The following is a 17,485-nucleotide window of genomic DNA, read 5'->3' as shown; positions in this document are numbered from 1 at the left end:
ATGTATAATTGTGAATGGACGCATGAATGAATGCGCGAATAATTTTCATGGATTTATTCACTCATTCACGCATTTACTCATTAATAACCTATGCTCTATTACCTATTTCAGTTTCTCGACGAACAATACAACTTTCCCGGAGCCGGGGTTTTTCAATACATTTCGTTTCGGGCCCTGGGTGCCGTTATCACTTCTTTGCTGGTAGCAGCCATATTTGGCCGGCGCATCATTGATAAACTTCGTAACCTGCAAATTGGCGAGTCCATCCGCGACCTGGGGCTGGAAGGACAGATGCAGAAGCGCGGAACGCCCACTATGGGCGGTTTCATTATCCTGGCCTCATTGCTGATTCCGGCTTTACTCTTCGCAAAACTCTCCAATGTGTATGTCATTCTCGCCATTGTATCAACCATCTGGACGGGTTTGATTGGTTTTCTGGACGATTACATTAAGGTTTTCAAGAAGAATAAAGAAGGGTTACAAGGTAAGTTTAAAGTAGTGGGACAAGTTGGGCTGGGCCTGATTGTGGGCTTGACTTTGTATTTCAATGAGTCCGTCAAAATTCGGAAATACGCCCCCCGGATGTTTAGTACGTCAACCGTTCCCGATGTGTATCAGGATATAAAATCCACGCTAACGACGGTGCCATTCATAAAAAACAACGAATTCGATTATAGCTCGCTGTTATTCGGGTTTCTGCCTGACAACTATACATGGGTGGTTTATGTGGCAGTCTGCATTTTCATTATCACGGCAGTTTCCAACGGAGCAAACATTACCGATGGTATTGACGGACTGGCTGCTGGTACATCCGTTATTATTGGGTTGACCATTGGCGTACTGGCCTATCTGTCAGGAAATAAAGTTTTCTCGCAGTACCTCAACATCATGTACATACCGAATGCGGGCGAACTGGTAATTTTCTGTGCGGCTTTCGTCGGAGCCTGCGTCGGTTTTTTGTGGTACAATTCGTATCCGGCCCAGGTATTTATGGGCGACACGGGAAGTCTGATGCTGGGTGGCGTTATTGCCGTTTTATTCCTGGCAATCCGCAAGGAATTAATGATACCCGTTATTTGCGGCATTTTTCTGGCCGAACTGGTATCCGTTATAACACAGGTAAGCTATTTTAAGTATACAAAACGAAAATACGGGGAGGGCAGGCGAATCTTCCTCATGTCTCCCTTACACCACCACTTCCAGAAATTGGGTTACCACGAAGCCAAAATCGTGACCCGCCTATGGATTGTCGGTATCATTTTGGCGGTGCTGGCTCTGGCAACACTAAAGCTACGGTAATACTCACCCCAAGAAGACAGTTAAGACTAACTGCCCTCTTGGGGTGAAATACAGATTACGCTAGTTCCTCTTCTACGGCTGTTCTTGCTTTTTTGTAGGTATCCTTCACGGCATTGCTAACCGTTTCGAGCGTTTTCTTTGCTGATCTCTCAGCATCTTTTGCCTTATGCCAGTAACGGGCGCGGTCGTATGCGCTGCCCGGCTTTAGATCGAAACCATTACGGTTTTTTAAGAACAGCCAGAGACCACCAAGTACCAGGGCGCCCGTTAGCACGGCAATCGTTATCACATTCTTCTGATCCTCTTCGGACTGTTTGGGTGTCATATCCTTGCGTACGTTGGCAGCCAGCAACGGGTCAGGCAATACGTGGGCAATAGCAACGCGGGCTTTGTTCATCCAACCCGCTACTACGTGGTCCTTCCCCTGCATAAGTGCTTCGTATCCTTCTTTGGCCACATCTGCCGGACTTGCTGTTTTTTGTGGGTCGGCTCCTTTTACGTTCCCGGCACCGACGACTTTGAAGAAATTGGTATTGGTTGCGCCTGGCATCAGCACCGTAATGGTTACGTTCTTATCCTTAATCTCATTTCGAATCGCTTCGGAGAAGGATTTGATGAACGCCTTCGTGGCACCATACACCGCCATCATTGGGTTCGGAATCACCGACACTTCGGAACCAAGCATGAGAATTTTACCCTCATTACGACTTACCATGTCGTTCAGGTATAATTTTGTCAGGTCGGTAATGAGAGCGGTTTTTCCATTTTTACGTTCTTCCATTGTTGAGTGATTATTTTCGTTCCACGGAATTGATTGACCGCGCTAAGAGTGTCCAAAACTATACGCCCCCTTTGGTCAGGGTTTTAAAATCACTTTAGTACAATCGTCCTCCTTTTTCTTAAACATCTCATAACCCCGGATAATAGCAGATAGCGGCAGCACATGCGACACAATATCGTCAAGCACAACCTTGCCCTGCACGACCAGATTGAGCAGATAGTCGATGTTTTTATGAACCTGTGACTGGCCCATGCGCATGGTTACACCCTTGTCGAACATCCGACCGATTGGAAAGTTATCGGATGGCGATCCGTATACGCCAACTACCGATACGATCCCTCCGCGCCGAACCGCCTGAAAGCACAGTTCCAGCACCTTGGTTGTCCCTTTCTCCAGGTTGATAACGGCTTTCGCCTTATCCAGTATCGACCGTTCGGCTTCCATACCAACCGCATCAACGCAAAGGTCAGCCCCCCGCCCGTCGGTCATATTACGGATGGCTTCGACTACGTCAACATCATGTGGATTTATCGTTTCTACGTTATTGACCCGCCGGGCCCGTTCGAGTCGATAGGGCAGCGGATCGATAGCAATCACCCGTCCGGCCCCCTGTAGCCAGGCTGATTTCTGCGCCATCAGCCCCACGGGTCCGGAACCGAAAATGGCCACCGTTTCACCACCCCGCAATTCGCCCCATTCAATGGCACTCCAGCCCGTCGGAAAAATATCGGTCAAAAACAGGACCTGCTCATCTTTGAGGGTTTCGGGAACGTGGCGCAAACTATAATCGGCATACGGAACCCGGACGTACTCCGCCTGTCCACCATTGTAACCACCGTACAGATCAGAATAGCCGAACAGGCCTCCACCCTTTTCTGTCAGCAAGCCACCATCAGGGCCGTAATACTCCGGGTTCGAGTTTTCGCAATGCATTTGAAGATTATGTTCGCAGAAGAAGCAATGCCCGCAGGCAATGGTAAAGGGTACCACTACCCGATCTCCTTTCTTTAAATTGGTTACCTCCGAACCGACCTCTTCCACAATACCCATAAACTCGTGGCCCAGCACCTCATTCTGAAACTGGGCCAGAAACCCGTCGTAGATATGCAGATCGGATCCACATATTGCCGTTGACGTAACGCGTAAAATAACATCTCTTGACTATTCAATTGTGGGATCATCCGTTGCTTCGTAACGAATGTCACCCACTTTGTGAAAAACGGCTGCTTTCATAAATAGGTTGAGTTGGTTTTTACATCAGCCAACAGGCCGAACTAAGAGACTAACCATCCGGTTTAGCATTGGCTTTAAAAATCTACCTATAATACAGACTTTATTATCGAAAGGGTTTCTTCAATTGGTCAGCTATCACATACCTAATGGGTTGATCATTCAATAGCACTATTTCTGTTGGGAGATTCCATGAAAGGTTAATTTAGCCCTCTTTGACCCAACTCTCTTTTTAGAGCATAGAGATTGTTCCGTTGATTATCAGATTATTACGGCTTGAGCGACTGCTACTAAATGGGCGTTTACCATAACCCGCCCGGCATTAGCCAGTGTAACGGGGTGGCGAGTGGTTTCGTAACCAATGGCAGTAACCATCACCGTAACGGGACCAGGTTTCAGCATACAGGGAAGCGTATAATTCCCATCGGCATCGGTAGTGGTGCCGATTGCTGTGACGTAACGCCTGCCGGATAAGATATGGAGCAGGTTCTCAAACATGCTTCTCCCCGTTATTCAATGAGTACAAACGCGGCCCATACCGAAGGGGGGTATTTATGCCGCATTTGCTGCTGGGTTTTCTCGTAGGCCAACCGAATGGTTTTGTACCGTTTCCAGTTCTGGTAAAACTGGGCCATCAAATCGCTGGTAGTCTGGTCGGAAACGGGCCACAGGCTGGTGAGCAGATATCCGGATCCAGCCATTTTAAAGGCGCGCTGCAACCCAAACACTCCTTCGCTGCCCCGAATGTCGCCCAGGGCCGTTTCGCAGGCCGAGAGTACCACTAATTTCGTGTTCGACAGGTTCAGATTAGCCACTTCATAGGCAGTCAAAATACCGTCATCTTCGCCGGGTGCGGGTCTGCCGCCCAGCCAAGCCCGGTTAGCCCCGGCCATCAACAGACCCGTTCTGAACAGCGGGTTAGCAATCTGACGAAACGCAGCCCCGCCCTGGTCTGTCAGCGAATCAGTTCGGGAAACAAGCGGGTCAGGAAAGGCGAACCCGTGCGTAGCCACGTGCAGCACCGACGGCGATTTACCGGACTGGGTTTTAAAGTCAGCTTCAGTAGCGACTGAACCCGTTCGTTGCGCGGCTTTCGGACCAATTAACTGCCCAATCTGAGTGACTTCGTGCTGAGTGCCGGGCAAAAACGGCCAGGCACCGGGCGGGTTGGGCGCGGGTACAACACCCGCCGAATCATACTGAATGCCACCGTAGAGTGTGGCACTCGTTATGCTTCTATAGGTATCATCGGCAAGGGTTGGCGTGGTTACCTGCCGGGTGCTGCCTACCTGCCGCAACTGGTAGCGGTCGGCCAGGTACTGGCTTCCTTTACTGGCCGAATAGGGTAAGGCCGCAAACGCCACCTGATGTAACAGACCCGAGGGCGACAGATAAACCGTTTTTGCGTTGGTCAGCAACGTATCGAGGGGTTGCCAGATGAGTTGATAGAGCGAGTCGCCTTTCGTGAGTTGGTCGGTATCGAGTTCGGAGCCGCGCGTAGCGTATAAGGCAGCCCCAACCTGTACGCCTGATTTCCGGGCCAGTAACCGGCGTAGCGGAGTCTCATCCGCCAACAGCGGCACTACCTGCGGGGCGGTATCACCGGGGCGCAGTACGAGAGCCATGTACCGCACCGAATCGATTTGACGCAACCCGTTGTGGTACGGAAAACTGACAAACTCAACGGCGGCTTCGGTGGGTTTGAGATCATCGCGCACGTCCTGCCAGCGTGTCTGTAACGCCCGCTGTGCCGCCCGAAACGGGGCCGACTGCCGGGCAAGGTCTTTCTCCAGCGTTTCAGCACGGGCTTCGAGCGAATCGAGATTTTTGCGTTGGGCAACGGGGAGCGTGTATTGGGAGGCAATGCTGTTCTGGATTGTTCGTAGTGAATCGAACAGAGTTAGCAAGGCCTGATTTCCGGTAGCACGAACGGTCTGTTCTAAGCCGAGATGCTGCGTTAGCAACAGATTTTTTAACTGCAAACTTTGCTCGTAGAGAATGCCCGCAACGCCTGACTGTCCCGAAAAATCGGCCGCAACGGAAAGGTTTTCCCAACTGTCAGGCTGATGTTTAAGCAAGTACTTTTCGCGCTGACGGGTTGACCAGTACGGCAGTTGGCGGATCAATACGTCAGTGTTTAACTGGTTGGCTTCACTCAGTAATACTATAGCTTTTGTAGCCTTGTTTTGAAGCCGATAGCTCATTAACTGCCCGTTCAATACTGCACTGTAACCAAACGAATAGGTACCCAGCACCCGTTCGCTGAGTGATTTGAGAGCCTTATAAATCGAGTCTGCTTCCGTATATTTTTTGCTTCGTGCCAATAATTCCGCCAACTGAATGGAGCAGTCTACATACTGATCCGTCTCAACCCCGATACTCACCTGGCAGGCAGTAATGGCTTCCCGATACAGACTTTCGGCTTCGGGAAATCGCCCGGTCTGTTCGACAACCTCCGCCAGCCCACGCAGGTTGTCGCTGTATCGGATATGGTTTTTGCCGACTAACCCCTCAACGAGCGCCAAATTAACCCTGTAAGCCGAGTCGGCCCGCTGGTACTGCTTTGTGGAAACGTAATTTCCCGACAGCAACCCTAGCGTACTGACATATAGGCCGTCCTGTTGATCGGCTTTGTTCATTCGTGCCAGCAGGTCGTTGGCGAGGACAATAGACTGGTCGTAATCACCCATTCGACTTTTCAAGGCTATGAGGTTGTTGAGCGAGTACCAGTAGTGTACGTTGTCTTTCCCAACGGTTTTTTCGCGAATGCTGAGAGCGGTTTCGAGCAGGGGTTCGGCTTGGATATAATCGTCAATATCAATGTATATCGAAGCCAAATTACCGACGGCTTCAGCATAAGGCTCAGCTTCTTTTCCGTATATTCTCTCTCTGATTACCAATACTTTCTGCATTTCAGTAATGGCCTGTTCATATTGCCCGACTGCTAAGTGTGTCACGGCCAGTAAGGTCAGTGTCTCGGCATATTTCTGGCTCTCTTTTCCATTGAGCCGCTCCCGAATCCTCAGGGCTTTTTCGAGATACGAAAAGGATTCAGGCATTCGATTGAGAGCCGTGTACAATCCACCCAGAATGGTTACGGCATATGAATAATCGTCAATGTCGGGCGTGTTGCTGTGTTCGATGATATAAATGCCCTCTTTCATCAAAGATTCAGCCTGTTTATAGTCGCCCAGTTCCTGCAATAGTTGTCCCGTTGTACTCCGGCTAACCCCATAGTTGGCATGGGTTTTCCCAAATTCTCGTTCGGCTTGTTGCTGGCTCAACAGCGACAACTCATAAGCAGGTCGAATTTGGCCGGTAACGTATAGGGAGTCGATGCGGTCATAAAACTGCTTCCAGGTTTGAGCTAAAACAGAACCCGCGCTGGATAGAAGCGGTAATAAAAAAAACAATTTGGCAGCGTTTTTAAAGGTCATGATGCGGTTGGTTTCTAGTTAATTTTTCACCCAAAATACCACCTCGTCTGTTGCGCCCGTCTGTTCGGACAATGACAACGGCGCGGTCTGTGGCATGCCGCGGGTGGTATAGGTACGCTGGAAAAGTAACTCGTAAGGATGCTGGGCGGGGGCGTTTCCCCGGGTTTGCAGCACCGTTCGCAGGTCGATGGGGTCGGGGGTGAGCAGGATTTTGTAGACCTCAGCTCCGGTTGGTTCTTTCAGGCGAATGCGCCGTTGCAGCGATTGCCCCGGTAGCAGCCGGTAGGCCGTTGCGGGTTCACCGTCGCCGGGTAGGAGTACGTGCAGTGTACCATCGGGCAGGAGGTCAATAACGGTCAGGTACGCGGTTTTCGGGCCAGTATTAGTCAGCGTGAGCAGGGCGCGTTCGTTGGGCGCGGTGCTGAAAACGGGCAAACCCGTTGCGGTCAGGTTTGGCAGCGAGTCGGTTACGACGGTATGGCCCTGTTTAGTTTGCACGGCTACGCGCTGCATGGTGACCCGCACCCCAAAATCAGGGGTAGTTTGGTGGAGTTGCAGCAGCACCGTCCGGGCAAAATACTGGCGGATTCGCTCGGCGCAGTCGGCAAACGACAGGTTCTGCGCCAACGGGTTTGTCTGTTGTGTCGCTGACCAGAGTTGATACCCCCGGTTTCGGCGGTCGATGCGGAGGTCGGGGTGCGTTGCGGCTATCTGCACAAAGGGTAGGTCGGACAATCGCTTCGTCAGGTCGGCATCATTACGCGGCCATGCTACGCGGAGCCGCTCGCCGGTGGTGCTGTACAGCCATGTACTGGCGGCTTTCACCGACCCACAACCGGGCGCAGGAAGGTCTGCATTACCCTCCAGACCGGGGCGTTGATAGGGCGCGAACCGGGCCATGGCTGCGGCCACACGGGTAAACAGGTCCCGGTATGTTACCCTGCTTTCATTGTCCCAAACCTCGCCCACCGCCCGCGTCAGTGGCCCCAGGGATTGCCCCGATGCATCGGTCGTTTCAAAATTTGGGCCACCGTCGGTTGTAGCAGCAAACAATACATACGGAGCCAGCGAGCCAGTCGCGGAGGGCGTTTCGTACCAGTCGGAGCCGGACGCAGCCGCCCGTCTTATTGACCGTCGGGCTGGCTCACCCAGTGGCTCAACTCCCCCCCGAACATGCGATGTCATTTGTTTAATACTGGATTGCATCCCGGCTGGATTGCCCCCGCCGTGCCGACGTTCGACTGGATTGCCCCGGTTCAGGGTCTGCGAATGGCAGGCATCGAACAGCAGCCAAAGCGACCCTGTCGGGCCAAGCGTGGCCCGGATTTGGGTGAAGTGCCGGTTCAGTTCGTCGTCGCGGAGGTAGCCGTCGGGCTGGTTTTGACTGACCGGCGGGGCATCATACGGAACTAGTGCTTCGTCGTACCCATCGGTTTCGTCGCCGTTATCATCGGGTAGTTGGCGGGCATGACCGGCATACAGTACGATCAACTGATTGCCTTGTTGCAGAGTATCGGCCAGGGTTTTTAACGCCCGTTCAATACCCGCTTTGGTAGCCTGCTGGTCGGTGAGGGTATGGATATTTCCGCGTTTTACGCCATGTTTCAGAAGGGTAGCCGTCATCAGGGCTACGTCGTTTTGGGCATTGAGTACTTCCCAGCCGCTGGCTGCGTTATACTGACTGATGCCGATGAGCAGTGCCACTACCTTCGCACACGGCCCCGAATCGGCGGGTAAAACAGACGGACTGTGCTCTGCCCACAGCAGCTGTACTACATCGTTCCCACCCTGAACGCCCGAACCTGGCCGAACGGAACAGGCCAGAAACTGGCTCAGCAGCAATACGAGGAGTAAACATGCTTTAGCGGACATGGTCCAGTTCGGCTAAGCCGCGTTTGGCTTCCTGCTGAAATGGATTATCCGACTGCCGGGCAATAGACTGGAGATGCGGGCGGGCCTCGTCGGGGCGGTTGGCTTTCAGGTATGCTAAGGCCAGATACCACTCGCTCTTCTGAAACGTCAGGTCAGGAATGGCGGGTTTTTGAGCAACGGCCCGTTCCAGCATTCCAATGGCAAGCGGTGCGTTGCCCAACGCCAATTGGGTCAGCCCCCGGTAGTAGTATGTACAAGGGCTTTCTGCGGAAAATTTGTCGAAAGCAGTCGCTGCCTGCGCGTAGTTTCCAGCCCGGTATGCCCGAATGCCAGTCGTTAGTTCGGGACCACAGGATGTAGCATCCCGCGCCGTGGGTTCAGGCTGGTAAAGGGATATAAAGGTTTGTTCGGCCGGAGTGGACGGTTTGGGCAATGAAACCCAATACAGGCCAATACCGGCCAGCAGTAATACGGTTAGTGCGGTGGCTACCCACAAAGACCGCACTCGGCGGATAGGGGGCACTATGGGGGGGCGGTGAGTAAGCAACCCCTGCCGGTCAAGCCGGGTGTGGACCTGCTCCAACTGCTGTTTAAGCGTTACTGACTCGATACCGAACCGGAATTGCCGGTAGTCATCGAGTTCGGCCCGAAGGCTGGTATCGGTGGCCAGCTGCTGTTCCAGCATCATTCGCTGGTCGGTGGGCAGGGCATTATCGATGTAGGCTTCAAACAGGTCAAATTGTTCATAGTTCATGGTTAATGTGTGGTTAGTCGGCCCAATTGGTCAGGCCCATTAGCTGGCGAAGTTTTTTCAGGCAGCGGTACTTCTCTTTCTTAGCTACGTTTTCGTTGGCCCAGCCCAGCAACGAAGCTATTTCGCTCATGGTTTTTTTCTGGATGTAATACAGATTAATCGACTGTCGGCACTTATCGCCCAATTGAGCCAGGCCTTGGCTGACGTTCAGTCTGCGCTGTTCAAAATCCTGTTCCTCCATGTCGGTCTGTTGCGGGTCATCAGAAATGGGGATTGGGGTGTCAGCATCCAGTGCCACATACCGGTTTTTGCTTCGGCGCATCTCGCTCCATTTATTACGGGCGATACCGGTTACGTAGGTCAGTAGCTGAGTTTCCTCACGCCATTCGTAGTGCCCATACCGGAGGTTAAACACCAGTGCAATAATGGCTTCGTGGACTACGATTTTTATATCCTCTCTATTGCCACCCGACGTATACACAAACCCACCTACCCGATGATGCAGGGCTTTGTAAAGGTATTCAAACGCTGAATCGTGTCCAGCCAGTAAGGATTGGTACAAGCCCTGCTGATCAGTTATGTACTGATGTGTTGCCATGACGATAGAAGCTGAATAGCCGAAAAGTAACGCATACCGTGCACATAATCAATTAGTTTTTAATCATACATGATAGAATCAGGTTGGTGGCTTTCGCTCGTTGGCACAAATAGCGGCTTTATAAGGAAGAAGGTGCTTTTAGTTGATTTTAAGCCTCCTCTGAAATCACAAAGACTATCGGGGCTGAATCACGGCATTTTCTATGGGCGTAGCAACGCTGGTTATCTCGTTAAAAAATAAATCAAAAAAAAGCCTGAAAACATGGTTACGTCTGCCCACCTGATTCATAAACCCATTGACTACTGCTTTCTTTCCGCTTATATCCATGCCTGTTTTACTACCCGATTCGGTGTTTGTCGTTACCACGAATCAGCGGTAGCAGAAGATTGCAAAAAACGACATGCTGTACGTACAGGCTGAGAAGTTGGGTGGGCATTCATACGGTTGACAAAACCTGCCGATTGTCCACCAACCTCAGAATAACATAACGTTTCAACCAATTTCAATCACCATAAAACCAGTCCACAATATGAATCACCTTTTTAAGTCTACACCGTTTCATTTCAATTCACTTTTCATGAAAACACGCCACACTAATTCAGTCCGCACGTTGCTGGTAGTATTCACATTCATCCTGCTGGCTTCATCCTGTAGTAAGAAATCCGATCCCGACCCGCTCGATCAGTATGTGGGGACCTGGAACGAGACCATGGTCAATGGCAAAGCCAGCACGGGTGATAAAGTTGCCATCAGTAAATCAGGATCCGTTTTAACGCTAAGCGGTTTTACCGCCAATGATTTTACGGCTACGGTAAGCGGTTCAGGGTTTCAGGCCGACAACAGGAATATCCCCAGTGGCGTACCATTCACATTCAATGACAATAGCCAGGGGCAAATTTATTTGCGGAACCTGACCGGGAGCTTAACGGGTGATAAACTGACACTCACGTTTACGGTCTACGTCGCATCTTCTACTCAGCAGGTAACGGCTGATTTTACGGAAGTTTTTACAAAAAAGTAAACAATTAGTCAGGATGAAGGAGCAAGCGTTTCTACATCCTGACTAACTAAAAACACATCTATTCACCCTGGAAACTATCCCCCATTATCATGCGTAAACACATACTCTTCATTTTGTCAATCAGCTTGCTGACTGCCTTCTCAACCACAGCTCATGCTCAAACTCGTCCACGCCAAACAACCACAAAGCCAGCTCCTAAGCCCCCTACGCCTAAGCCTGACCTGTTAGTTCGGCAAGATGGTACGCAACTGGAAGTGCTGGTCACCGAAATCACGGATAGAGAGATTGTTTACAAACGATTCAACAATCCCAGCGGTCCCCTTTTTCGATCCCAGAAAGCCGATTTTAGTTTTCTCAAGTACGGGAGTAATGATGAAATAGAGCAGTTTACAAAAGTGGTCCAACCCACACCCCCACAACCAGGCCCCGCACCCGTACAGCCTACACAAACTCGCTCCACTTCATATGCTCCTGCCCCTGTCTACCAACCGCGACAATCATCCTCATCAAAGAAGACACGTTTTGGGCTTTTGGCAGGTGGGCAGAGTGCTATAATTAGTTTTGATGGATCGACTGAAGGCACTAAAAGCATTTTTGGTTTTCGGGGGGGCTTACTATTTGACAGATCCTTTAGTAGTGCTGTAAGTCTTCGTACCCAGTTCTTGTATTCATCTAAAGGTGCTAGCTCTATCTCTAGCAATAGAAGCTTAAATGTTAACTATCTCGAAATACCGTTTGATTTTTTATACAAAATTGAAACATCTGGCGCGCAGTTTTTGCTGGGCGGTGGTGGCTATTTTGGTACTCTTTTAAATGCAAAATTTGGGCCCAACGATGCCGCAAAACTTTTCACCAAACAAGATGCCGGGGTACGTGTTTCAGGCTGGGTTGATTTTTCTTCGGGTCTTACATTGAATGCGTTCTACAACGTAGGTTTACTCGATATCAATTCAGGACTAAGCTCAAGGGAGAGATGGAAAAATCAGACGTTCGGCGTTGGGATAGGCTATTTTCTATCCAGAAAGTAGCCTATCCCAACAGGGCAAAATTATTTTTCTATCGCTGTTACCTTGGCTGGCTCGGTGAGCATAAAGATACAGCGGAAGCAGACTACCATTATCAGTACGCGCTCCTGACAAATGTTAGTTGGATTTTTAGCTCCACGTCCGGCTTAAACTGACTACCTGGAATTGTACAGCTTCATTTTTTTATAATCATGAAAAAATCGCTAGCACTACTCCTCATCTTTGGGTTGGTGATTGCCTGCCAGCGAGTACCGATGACGGGCAGAAAGCAGCTTATAATAATCGGCAGCGATCAGATGCTGCCCCTAAGTGCGGGTCAATATAAGGAAGTACTGAATACAAGCCAGGTAGTTCGTAGCGGTCCTGATTACGAGATGATTTCGCGGGTGGGCAATCGGCTGCGAGTGGCGGTGGAAAACTATTTAAACAGCAACAATTATGGCGAGCGCATCAAAGGATATCAGTGGGAATTTAACCTGATTCAAAGCCCACAGCAAAACGCGTGGTGTATGGCGGGTGGTAAAGTGGCATTTTACACGGGCATTCTACCCTATACCCGAAACGAAGCGGGCGTGGCAACGGTAATGGGCCACGAAATCGCACACGCTATTGCTGCTCATAATGAGGAACGCATGAGCGAAACGCTACTTGCCAATGGGCTTTTACAGAGCGGTCAGATACTCATCAATGATTTGTCGCCCCCACAGAAGCGGCAGGCTAACCTGCTGTTATTAGAGGCCGCCGGAATAACATACCAGTTAGGACGGGCACTGCCCCATAGTCGGGCGCAGGAGTCTGAAGCTGACCACCTCGGCCTGATTTTCATGGCACTGGCGGGCTACGATCCACAGCAGGCTGTTGTTTTCTGGCAACGTTTTTCTATGGCAGGTAACGGCCAAAAACCTCCTGAACTTTTGTCCACTCATCCGTCCGATGAACGTAGGATTCGGGATTTGCAAAATCAAATGCCCGAAGCCATGAAGTACTACACTGTTCCGAAAAGTATACCCATTGCTTTGCACCCGGTGAATCGACCGGGGTTTGAAGAACTTGCAGAAACTAATGCGATAGAAAAGAGAGTACAAAACTCAAAAGTCAAGGCTCAAAAGCAATCAATAAATTCTAAAACTTCGGCTAAGAATCAAACGAGGAAGGGTTCATCTCAAGCTACTAATAAAAAAACTACAGCAGCAAAAAATGCACAGTACAAGTCAAATACATCAAAAAGAAAATGATAAAAACTCAAACATACGAAACCATACCCAATAGGGATGTTGTACTGGTCCAGCGCACAAGAGACCTGCTTATTTCTGTCAATTTAATTGACAGATTATTAGTAAACGTATAAAAACTCAAACTACGGATAAACAGTCAACAGCAGTAACTACACTTTTTACGAGAAAGCTCTAGCGGTACGGTTGCGGGCCTTCGCCAAGCTTTCCAATGATATCTACTACTATGAAACCTATCAACACCATGAAGCACATGACCGTTAAGTATCTCCGGGCAACTCAGAGACCAATGCTTCTCTTGCTTTGGCTTACCCTCTCAAGTCTTGCCTTGCTGAGCTGCAAGAAAACTACGGACCCGGACCCGGTACCAATCGTGATTACCGTACCCAGCACGATGGTGAGCGGAACGGTAAACGCCAAAACAATATTGAACGCTTCGGCCACAGGCGGACAAGGTGCACTGACCTATGCCTGGTCCATCAAGGCAGCACCGGCTGGCAGTAACGCCACAATAGTCAACTCCAATACAGTAAACGCCGAACTGACCCCCGATAAGCCCGGTACGTATGGTATTGTCCTGACGGTTACGGATGCGAGTGGTCAGAAAGCAGTCACCGAAATAACGCTTACCGCATCTTTGCCTGGAAAACCACCCGTTATCAGCGTGGTGACGGCTCTGACGGTAGAAACAGGGCAGCAAACCTCCATTGATGCCAGCAAATCCAGTGATCCTGATGGGGATAAACTGACGTATGCCTGGGCAGTTAAAACCAAACCCACAGGTAGTACCGCCGTACTGACCAACGCGCAGACAGCCACTGCCGGGTTTACTGCCGACATTGCCGGTGCCTATGTCCTGAGCCTGACCATTTCTGATGCCGTCTGGCCTGACGTGTCCCAGGATGTAACGGTTACGGCTACCACACCGGCCGTTCGAGTCATCACCGGAAGCTGGACAGCCGCTGACGGTACCAGTGGGGGTACTGATTTTACGCCCCGTAATAAGTTTTATTCATTTGACGTGGCCACGAACAATCAGCCGGTTTCGCTGACACTAACCTCCCCTGATGTCAATGTTGGGTTTAGCCTGTACGACCCGCTGGGCAGTCGGCTTGTTACTCGGGGGACGGGTCGCTCGGTTGTTCTGGACCAGACCGTCAATGCGGGTAAATACAGCGTTATGGTCTCTACGGTTCAACGCTATGATGTTGGCACATTCCGGCTGGTCGGGCGCGGCATGGCCTCTGAGTTTACCCTGCGGCCCGCCGACCGTGTTCAGGCAGCCAACGTTGGCTTTGGCTCAGAAGGTGGGGGCGGAGGCATCGGCAATAGACTTCCCATTTCGCCCAGAAACCACTATTATACCTTTGACGTGACCGAAGACAATACCATCACGGACATCAATGTAGCTTCTCCGGGCCTCAGCACATGGTTGAATTTACGCACTCCCGCTGGTGCTGAGGCTGATTATACCTTTGGCCTATTGCCCGTTGGTACGCCCCGCTATTTTGTGAAGACCCTTAACAAAGGCACTTACGGGCTATATGTTGGCACGGGTACCCGCGACGCCATTGGCACGTATACGCTGGAGATTTCCGGGAAGGTGCAAAACCTGAAGCAGACCACCTATAATTCGGCCATCCAGCCAGACAGTTACATTGGCAAAAACGGGGTTATTACTTATACCCTGACGGTGACGGAAGATAATTCGGCCCTCGACATCAGCCTGCGCTCGCCGGATATTATAGGCAGCGCAGTCCTCATCGATCCGAATGGCACCCAGAAGGACAAATTTACGGTTCCAACCAATTACGACTATCTGCTAAACGTAGTCAATAAAGGTGTTTACAAAATAACGGTTACGCCCGGTTCTGCTACAAGCGGCATTGGAAAGTACACCCTGTCGGTGTATGGCAAGTTCAGCGATTTGAAAAAGCAGTGACGGGTTCTCAGGGATAAGCTAACCACTTCGGGAATATTGCCCGGAATCATAAGGTTCTGCCAATTTACCCTTCCAAACGACTATACAGAAGGCGAAAAAAAACGCGTCCCCGCAACAGTCCGTGCGAGCTATTCATCAGGTTTTACCTCACCACAACCTGTCTTGAGAACCTAACCGGCTTCCGCCGGTTAGGTTCTGGTTTTATAACCTACCTGCAATACAGACTCTATTATCGAAGGGGCTTATTCAATTAATTAGTTTCTCCTCACGTAATGGGTTGATCGTTCAGTAGTTATATTCCTGCTCTACCCTTGCTTTTAAGGGGTACAACGCCTATATTTGCACTCCCGTTTCGAAACGGGCTTATCTTTTTGATAAGTAATCTATTGAAAATAAACCAATTAGTCTCCATAAAGTGAATACGCTCAGTTACAAAACCATCTCGGCCAACAAAGAAACGGCGCAGAAGGAATGGGTTGTGGTTGACGCTCAGGGTGAAGTGCTCGGTCGGCTGGCCAGCCAAATTGCTCACCTGATCCGCGGCAAACACAAGACCAACTTCACCCCGCATGTTGATTGCGGAGATAACGTGATTGTCATCAACGCCGATAAGGTGCGCCTGACGGGTGCCAAGATGACCGACAAAGTTTACGTTCGCCACACGGGTTATCCCGGCGGTCAACGGTTTGCATCGCCCCGGTTGCTGCTCGAGAAACATCCCGAGCGCATCATTGAACATGCAGTGAAAGGTATGTTGCCGAAAAATCGGCTTGGTCGGCGTTTATACACCAACCTGTACGTATATGTCGGTGAGCAACACCCGCACGAGGCACAGCAACCCACCGCAGTTAAATTCAATATATAATGGATCGTATTAATACCATTGGCCGCCGTAAAACTGCTATCTCCCGCATTTATATGTCGGCAGGCAGTGGAGCCATCTCGGTAAACGGGAAAGATTACAAACAATACTTCCCCACCGAAGTTCTGCAAATTATCCTGAACCAGCCCTTTGCTACGGTCAACGGCGTTGGTGGTTACGACGTAAAAGTTAACGTTCGTGGTGGTGGTGTAGCCGGTCAGGCAGAAGCCACCCGCATGGCCATTGCCCGCGCACTGGTCGAGATGAACGCGGAGTTTCGTCCGGCCCTTAAAAAAGAGGGATTCCTGACTCGGGATTCGCGCATGGTAGAACGGAAAAAGCCAGGTCGTAAAAAAGCCCGTCGTCGCTTCCAGTTCAGCAAGCGTTAATCAGTTTGTCGTTTATGTTTTTGTGGTTCGAAAGAACGGACAGGAACAACTTTCGAATTCAAAACTGAATTGTCCAGACTACGCTTAGATGATGCCGATGCGTGGTGCTGCATATTTTTTATTTACTCATTTTATATCGTTCATTTTCAGAAATGGCACAAATCGAATATAAAGACCTATTAGACGCTGGTGTGCACTTTGGCCACCTTACGCGCAAGTGGGATCCCCGGATGGCTCCATATATCTTTATGGAGAAAAACGGTATCCATATTATTGACCTCAACAAAACGGTAGCCGCGCTCGACGAAGCCTGCAATGCACTGAAAGGTATTGTTCGCTCGGGACGGAAGATTATGTTTGTTGCCACCAAAAAGCAGGCGCAGGAAATTGTTTCGGAAGAAGCCCGTCGCCTGAAAATGCCATACGTTACCGACCGGTGGCAGGGTGGTATGCTCACGAACTTCGCTACTATTCGGAAGTCGCTGAAGAAAATGCAAACGCTGGACAAAATGCTGAAAGACGAGGAGACCGTCAAGAGTATTGCCAAGCGGGAGCGTTTGACCCGCAGCCGTGACAAAGAGAAACTGGAGCGTGTACTGGGCGGTATTGCCGATCTTACCCGTTTGCCAGCCGCTTTGTTCATTGTTGACGTGAAGCGTGAACACATTGCGGTATCCGAAGCGCACCGGTTAGGTATCCCTGTATTTGCCATGTGTGATACAAACTCGAATCCAGAGGACGTTGAGTTTGCTATTCCGGCCAATGATGATGCTTACAAGTCTATTTCACTGATTACGCTTGCTATCGGCAAGGCCATCGAAGAAGGCCTTATGGAGCGGAAGCAGGATAAAGATGATCAGCGGATTCAGGAAGAAGAGGAAGCGAAGCGCAAGCAGGATTTAGCACAGGCTAGTGCCGAAGGCGAAACCCAACCATCTTCCGCTCCAGCTCCTACCGCAGTAGTGGAAGATGAGCAGGAAGGATAAAAACAGTCGGTAGATTTGTCAGCTGATTAGCCGACGAGTTGTGGTTGTAGTAACCAG

The 17,485-nt window shown here is 50.3% G+C and carries 15 protein-coding genes and 1 pseudogene; 8 read left to right on the top strand and 8 right to left on the bottom strand.

Annotation, left to right across the window (positions count from 1 at the left end; genetic code table 11):
* Positions 1-90 precede the first annotated feature (90 nt).
* Positions 91-1,299: a phospho-N-acetylmuramoyl-pentapeptide-transferase gene (mraY, locus tag B157_RS0131130; RefSeq protein ID WP_020607214.1), complete on the top strand. Its 1,209-nt coding sequence runs from the start codon at positions 91-93 to the stop codon at positions 1,297-1,299.
* A 55-nt stretch (positions 1,300-1,354) separates the two neighbouring features.
* Here mraY and B157_RS36380 read toward each other — a convergent pair whose 3' ends face one another.
* From B157_RS36380 to B157_RS38690, 8 genes and pseudogenes are all read right to left on the bottom strand, one after another.
* Positions 1,355-2,080 (bottom strand): SDR family NAD(P)-dependent oxidoreductase, encoded by a 726-nt coding sequence (locus B157_RS36380; RefSeq protein WP_020607213.1) that lies wholly within the window; start codon positions 2,078-2,080, stop codon positions 1,355-1,357.
* A gap of 75 nt (positions 2,081-2,155) precedes the next feature.
* A pseudogene (locus B157_RS36375) lies at positions 2,156-3,313 on the bottom strand (zinc-dependent alcohol dehydrogenase).
* 258 nt (positions 3,314-3,571) lie between these two features.
* Positions 3,572-3,808 (bottom strand): carboxypeptidase regulatory-like domain-containing protein, encoded by a 237-nt coding sequence (locus B157_RS0131115; protein ID WP_020607211.1) that lies wholly within the window; start codon positions 3,806-3,808, stop codon positions 3,572-3,574.
* An 11-nt stretch (positions 3,809-3,819) separates the two neighbouring features.
* Positions 3,820-6,747: a CHAT domain-containing protein gene (locus B157_RS0131110; RefSeq protein WP_020607210.1), complete on the bottom strand. Its 2,928-nt coding sequence runs from the start codon at positions 6,745-6,747 to the stop codon at positions 3,820-3,822.
* An 18-nt stretch (positions 6,748-6,765) separates the two neighbouring features.
* Positions 6,766-8,619: a caspase family protein gene (locus B157_RS0131105; protein ID WP_020607209.1), complete on the bottom strand. Its 1,854-nt coding sequence runs from the start codon at positions 8,617-8,619 to the stop codon at positions 6,766-6,768.
* Positions 8,609-9,373 (bottom strand): tetratricopeptide repeat protein, encoded by a 765-nt coding sequence (locus B157_RS0131100; RefSeq protein WP_020607208.1) that lies wholly within the window; start codon positions 9,371-9,373, stop codon positions 8,609-8,611. Before B157_RS0131100 ends, B157_RS0131105 begins: the two co-directional genes overlap by 11 nt.
* Before the next feature lie 13 nt (positions 9,374-9,386).
* The gene (locus B157_RS0131095) at positions 9,387-9,971 is read right to left on the bottom strand and encodes an RNA polymerase sigma factor (RefSeq protein WP_020607207.1); all 585 of its coding nucleotides are present in this window, start codon (positions 9,969-9,971) and stop codon (positions 9,387-9,389) included.
* A 174-nt stretch (positions 9,972-10,145) separates the two neighbouring features.
* The gene (locus B157_RS38690) at positions 10,146-10,337 is read right to left on the bottom strand and encodes a hypothetical protein (protein ID WP_157618654.1); all 192 of its coding nucleotides are present in this window, start codon (positions 10,335-10,337) and stop codon (positions 10,146-10,148) included.
* 211 nt (positions 10,338-10,548) lie between these two features.
* On the opposite strand from B157_RS38690, the gene B157_RS0131085 reads away from it, so the two are divergent.
* The 7 genes from B157_RS0131085 (at position 10,549) to rpsB (ending at position 17,428) form a co-directional block, all read left to right on the top strand.
* The gene (locus B157_RS0131085) at positions 10,549-10,992 is read left to right on the top strand and encodes a hypothetical protein (protein ID WP_157618653.1); all 444 of its coding nucleotides are present in this window, start codon (positions 10,549-10,551) and stop codon (positions 10,990-10,992) included.
* 89 nt (positions 10,993-11,081) lie between these two features.
* The gene (locus B157_RS0131080; protein ID WP_020607204.1) at positions 11,082-12,020 is read left to right on the top strand and encodes an outer membrane beta-barrel protein; all 939 of its coding nucleotides are present in this window, start codon (positions 11,082-11,084) and stop codon (positions 12,018-12,020) included.
* Between the two features lie 188 nt (positions 12,021-12,208).
* Entirely contained in the window at positions 12,209-13,252 is a 1,044-nt protein-coding gene (locus tag B157_RS36370; protein WP_020607203.1) for a M48 family metalloprotease, read from the top strand.
* 223 nt (positions 13,253-13,475) lie between these two features.
* A complete protein-coding gene (locus B157_RS0131070; RefSeq protein ID WP_157618652.1) occupies positions 13,476-15,191 on the top strand; it encodes a PKD domain-containing protein in 1,716 nt (571 codons plus the stop codon).
* 415 nt (positions 15,192-15,606) lie between these two features.
* Entirely contained in the window at positions 15,607-16,056 is a 450-nt protein-coding gene (gene rplM / locus B157_RS0131065; RefSeq protein ID WP_020607201.1) for a 50S ribosomal protein L13, read from the top strand.
* Complete coding sequence (rpsI, locus tag B157_RS0131060; protein ID WP_018617940.1) at positions 16,056-16,442, top strand: 30S ribosomal protein S9; 387 nt, start codon at positions 16,056-16,058, stop codon at positions 16,440-16,442. Before rplM ends, rpsI begins: the two co-directional genes overlap by 1 nt.
* 152 nt (positions 16,443-16,594) lie before the next feature.
* Positions 16,595-17,428 carry a 30S ribosomal protein S2 gene (gene rpsB / locus B157_RS0131055; RefSeq protein ID WP_020607200.1) on the top strand — a complete coding sequence of 278 codons (834 nt, stop codon included), beginning with the start codon at positions 16,595-16,597 and terminating at the stop codon, positions 17,426-17,428.
* The last annotated feature ends 57 nt before the right edge of the window (positions 17,429-17,485 follow it).

Origin of the sequence: Spirosoma spitsbergense DSM 19989, from assembly GCF_000374085.1 — a bacterium.
In the GTDB taxonomy this organism is placed as follows: Bacteria; Bacteroidota; Bacteroidia; order Cytophagales; family Spirosomataceae; genus Spirosoma; species Spirosoma spitsbergense.
Note: the sequence above shows the minus strand (reverse complement) of the source record. Positions and strands in the feature narration are given on the sequence as shown.